The following is a 3,703-nucleotide window of genomic DNA, read 5'->3' on the forward strand; positions in this document are numbered from 1 at the left end:
CGGGCCTGCAGGGCGATCCGCAGGCGGGCGCTGGACGAGACGGAGACGCCGCCCATCTCGACCCGTTCCTCGGCAGCCCGGCGCCGGACCAGAAAGCGCACGGCGCTCTCCCGTGGCAGCAGTTGGCGCCGGCCGATCACGAAGGGGTCCGGTGCCTCGGTAATGTAGGTCGAGGCGTATTGATCCCCGAACCGGGTGGGGGTCGTGGCCGTGGTCTGCGTGAGTTCCTGCACGGCCAGGGTCAACGATTCGCCCGGGCCGATCCGGAAGCGGCTGATCAGGGGCGTGCGGACGGTGACGACGTAATCGCGGTTGCCGGGCCCGGCCGTCTCGCCGATGCTGGCCAGCAGGGCCTGCTGCTCGTCCGCCCCGAGCCGGCCGTAGCGTTGCACCTCGATCTCGACGGGGCTGAGCGCGGTGAGCAACTGCGGGTAGTAGCGGGTGTCGTCCGTGGATTCCGGCTCCGCCTGGGGATGGGTGCCGAGCGGGCCCTGGCGGAGCAGCTGCTCGAAGTCGGTGTCCTGGTTCATGGCGGCGTAGCTGGTGCCGCCGATGGCCAGCCCCAGGCCCAGCAGGGCCCAGCCCCAGCCCGGGATCAGCAGCAGGCCCGTCAGCAGCGGGGCGGTCACGAACAGTGCGGCACCGGCCACCGCCACGCCATGCCCGGTGGCGGCGCCGCGATCGCCCTGCTGCAGGCTGATGCGCAGTTCCCAGGCGCTGATGCCGACGGCGGCAACGCCGGCCAGGAAGTTCGCCAAGCCGATGGTGCGGACCAGGGTGTTGGCTCCGACCTTCTGCAATCGGGCGCCGATCAACGGCCAGTTCTTCATGTCGAACAAGGGCCGTTGCACAAAACGCCCCGTCCGCGATACCGGTTCCGGGTACAGCGCGGTATGCAGTTTCATGGAGGCCGCTGTCAGGTCGACTAGGGCACCAACCGCTTTTGCACCTTGCAAGCCGCCCTTACCTTTTTCCATCGCCTGTTCGAGGCCCGCACCCTCCCGCCCCAAGTTGTAGATTGCAAACCCCACCAGCATCCGCGAGATGGCCGGCCCATCCACCACCACCCGGGCCTGCTCGGCCACCTTGGCCAGGCGGAGCTGGGCGGCCCGGGCTGCCTCGGGGTGGCCGGCGGGCAGCACGAACACCAGGGTGTGCCCCGCCACGCGCCGGATGGCCTCGTCCACCTCCGCGCTCATGCGTTTCGGGCTGGTGGAGCCGGTGAGCTGGCCGTCGGCATCGACCTGGTCGGCGTAGAGATAGTCCCGCCGGGTCTGCAGGGTCTCGCTGGCGCGGTCGCGGTCGGTGAGGCCCCAGTGGAGGCCGTCGCCATGCACGCCCAGGATGGTGTAGCGGTCCAGGTCGACTTCGCCTCGGCGCATGATGTGCAGTTCGCCGCCCAGGTCGCCGTCGATCAGGTTGGCGTGGCTCTCGACCGCGGTGAACAGGCGCTGCAGCCGGATCACCTCCACGTCGTCGGACACCCGTTCCACGGCGCGCAGCACGGCCTGGCTCCACTGGCTCACCACCGCGTGCAGGAGCCCCCCGACCCTGCCGGCGTTGGTGAGGTGGAGAACGGCTTCTGTCTGCTCCTGCTCCTGTTCGGCCAGATTGCGGGCCATCAGCCCGAGCGTCTCGAGGCCCAGCGCCTCGGCCCGGGCCTCGTCGATCTCGCTGTCGTCCCCGGCCAGCCGGCGCAGGAGGGCGACCGACGGGGCACCATCGCCGTCGTCCGTGCCGGGCGCGGTGGCATCGGCCTGTTCGGGGGCCGACGGATTCCACAGCGATTGCAGGTCGGCGCTCGTGAGCAGGCTCTGCAGAAGGTTGCGCGCGCGTGTTGCCGGGGCACTGTCGGTGTGATCGTGCAGGACGCCCGGGAGTTGCTGCAGCACACCGAGCAGGTCGGCGCACAGGGCATACCCTTCGCACAGGCCGAGGTCGTGATGGCTGGTGAAATCACGCAGCACGGCGGTGATCTGCCCTTCGCTCGCCAGCCACTGGAGGGTGTGGAGCTGCCGGTTCAGCACAGCCACCGTGGCGTCGCGCTCGGGTTGCTGGAGAACCGCGTCCAGCCGGTCGGTGGCGAGGGCGTCCCGATAGTCGGCGAGGGGGTTGGTGCCCCCGTCCTCCGGTGCGGCATAAAGGGCCTGGCGGATCAGCCGGGCCGAGTGCCCCAGCGGTTGCTCCGCAAGTTCCGCATCGAGGGCGTCGAGGTAGTGCTGGGCGAGATGGATCTGCGCCAGGGCGTGACGCAGCGCGAACAGCGGGTCCGGTATCGGCACGGCGATGACGCCGTCGTTGTCCCGCCGGCCGTCGAGCAGGTCTTCGCCATCCTCGCACTGCAGATCCAGCGAAGCGGCCCGGTCGTCCTCGCCGGCCTGCGCCCAGCGGTGCCGGAGACGGGCGCACAGTTCGTCTTCGGCCGGGGCATTGAAGTCGGGCGTGAAGGCTCCGGGGGCCTCCAGCATCAGTTCCATGCCGAGATCGCGCGGCCGCAGGGCAAGGACGTCGGCGAGGCGGCCGGCGGGGAAACCCCGCGTCAGGGAAAACTGGCGCTCCCCGTCAGCAAGCACCGCCGCGGCCGCGTTGATGGCGGCGCTGCGGGCCTTGATCCGCGCGGGGTCCGCCTCCAGCCAGCGGATGTAGGAGCCGCTCCAGGCGATCTCGCTGTAGGCGAGACGCACCTTGTGCAGGGTGGCCTCCCCCTGCAGCATCGCGGGAACGAGGATGTGTTCCAGCCACTCCCCCTCGCCCGGGCGTTCATCGGGCAGTTCGCCGGTGTCGGTCTGCTCGCGGCAGGCGGCCAGGTCCACGTCGCTGAGGCGGCCGTCGGGACCGACCTCGAGTTCGCGCCACAGCCGATCGCGGAAAAAGACATACAGATACCCGGGCCGCAGCATCCCGAATGCCACCGATGCGTCCTCGCTGCCACCCCCGAGGTGGGCGGGCAGCCCCCGCGCCAGTTGTGCCAGCGGGCGGATGGCCACCAGGGTGTTGTCCTGCAGTTCCCCGTCCTCGCGCTCCTCGACCGCGCGGGCGTGCTCGAGCAGCGCGATCTCGATCTCGCCGCCCCCCTCGCGTTTCGGGATCACCAGCGCCAGGGTGCCGTCTTCCTCGTCCGAGTACTCGGCGCGGCGGCGCACGCCCAGTTCCACGGCCTCCTCGTTCAGTTCCTTGAGATCGCCTTCACTCATCAGTGCTGCCCTCCGGCTGGCTTGGCCCGGCCCTGACGCAGGCGGACCTGCTGGCCGTCTTCACTGCCGCTGGTGATATCCACCAGCAATTCCCGCTCACGCTCTGCGAAGCCTTCGGCCCTCGAGGCCTCCTGAATGGCCTCGGCCCCTGCCCCGGGCGCGGGTCCGGAGGTGCTCGAACGGCTGTGGGGGCTCGCGTCGGCGCTGCGGGGATGTTCGGGCATCTGCACCTGCGGTGGGCTGCCGGATCCGGGGCTGCCGCCGGAGTTGAGGCGGACGTTCGGGCCACTGACGGTGACGCCGGAGGGGTCGACCTTGATGAAGCTGCCGCCGGCCTGAAGGGTGATCTCGGCGCCGGCGTTCAGGACCACCTTGTTGCCGGCGGTGTAGTGGGCCTCGCGGCCCGTTTCCACAAGCTGGGCGGTGCCGAAGCGCTGGTGCAGGGTGCCGTCGACGGTGAGGTGCTGGTCGGCGGCGGTGTGTTCGCGGCGTTCGCCCTGGACGGTGAG

General features: G+C 70.5%; 1 protein-coding gene and 1 pseudogene. Both read right to left on the reverse strand.

Going from position 1 to position 3,703, the window contains the following annotated elements:
* Positions 1-3,194: toxin VasX (locus G020_RS0114410; protein WP_024330084.1), on the reverse strand; the 3,194-nt coding region annotated here is incomplete at its 3' end.
* Positions 3,194-3,703: pseudogene (locus G020_RS15440) on the reverse strand (type VI secretion system tip protein VgrG); the annotation flags it as partial. The gene G020_RS0114410 and the pseudogene G020_RS15440, both read right to left, overlap by 1 nt.

The organism is Thioalkalivibrio sp. ALR17-21 (genome assembly GCF_000420185.1).
Lineage (GTDB): Bacteria > Pseudomonadota > Gammaproteobacteria > Ectothiorhodospirales > Ectothiorhodospiraceae > Thioalkalivibrio > Thioalkalivibrio halophilus.